This is a genomic window from Nocardiopsis sp. NRRL B-16309 (genome assembly GCF_001279585.1).
Lineage (GTDB): Bacteria > Actinomycetota > Actinomycetes > Streptosporangiales > Streptosporangiaceae > Nocardiopsis.
This window is the reverse complement of sequence record NZ_LGEC01000127.1, coordinates 1-1247: the sequence shown is the minus strand read 5'-3', so window position 1 is coordinate 1247 and position 1247 is coordinate 1. Positions and strand designations below refer to the sequence as shown.

Genomic DNA, 1247 nt, shown 5'->3' with positions numbered 1-1247 from the left:
ACAGGTTGGGGTAGAGCGGGTGCTTGGCGGCCAGCGCGCGCACGCGCGCGCTCAGCGCCTGGGCGTCGAAGTCGGGCTTGAGGGCCTGGGCGATGACGTCGGAGACCTCGGTGAAGTCGTCCTCGCCGAAGCCGCGGGTGGCCAGGGCCGGGGTGCCGATGCGCAGCCCGGAGGTGACCATGGGCGGGCGCGGGTCGTTGGGGACCGCGTTGCGGTTGACGGTGATCCCCACCTCGTGCAGCCGGTCCTCGGCCTGCTGGCCGTTGAGGGGCGAGTCCACCAGGTCGACCAGGACCAGGTGCACGTCGGTGCCGCCGGTGAGGACCTTCACCCCGGCCCCGGCCATGTCCGGGCGCGTCAGGCGCTCGGCCAGGATCTTGGCGCCGGCCACCGTGCGGCGCTGGCGCTCGGCGAAGGCCTCGCTCGCGGCGACCTTGAACGAGACGGCCTTGGCGGCGATGACGTGTTCCAGGGGGCCGCCCTGCATGCCGGGGAAGACCGCGGAGTTGATCTTCTTGCCCAGGGCGGCCTTGGCCAGGATCATGCCGCCGCGGGGTCCGCCCAGGGTCTTGTGGGTGGTGGTGGTGACCACGTCCGCGTACGGGACCGGGTTGGGGTGCAGTCCGGCGGCGACCAGGCCCGCGAAGTGGGCCATGTCGACCATGAGCAGGGCGCCGGCCTCGTCGGCGATCTGGCGGAAGCGCTCGAAGTCGAGCTGGCGGGGGTAGGCGGACCAGCCCGCGACGATCATCTTGGGCTGGTGCTCCTTGGCCAGGGCGGCGACCTCGTCGTAGTCGACGGTGCCGTCCTGCTCGCGTACGTGGTAGGCCACGGCGTTGAGGATCTTGCCGGAGTAGTTGATGCGCATGCCGTGGGTGAGGTGGCCGCCGTGGGCCAGGTCCAGGCCCAGGATGGTGTCGCCGGGTTTGAGCAGCGCGAAGTAGACGGCGGTGTTGGCCTGGGCGCCCGAGTGGGGCTGGACGTTGGCGTGTTCGGCGCCGAAGAGGGCTTTGGCGCGGTCGATGGCGAGCTGTTCGACGGTGTCGACGTGTTCGCAGCCGCCGTAGTAGCGGCGGCCGGGGTAGCCCTCGGCGTACTTGTTGGTCAGGACGGTGCCCTGGGCTTCCAGGACGGCCTGGGGGGCGAAGTTCTCGGAGGCGATCATTTCCAGGGTGTCGCGTTGGCGTGCCAGTTCGGCGTTCACCGCCGCGGACACCTCGGGGTCCAGTTCGCCCAGTGCCTGGTCG

General features: G+C 71.1%; 1 protein-coding gene. It reads right to left on the bottom strand.

What is annotated here, in order from left to right:
* A partial coding sequence (gene glyA / locus ADL05_RS27620; RefSeq protein ID WP_304437801.1) for a serine hydroxymethyltransferase occupies window positions 1–1247 on the bottom strand: 1247 nt, incomplete at both ends.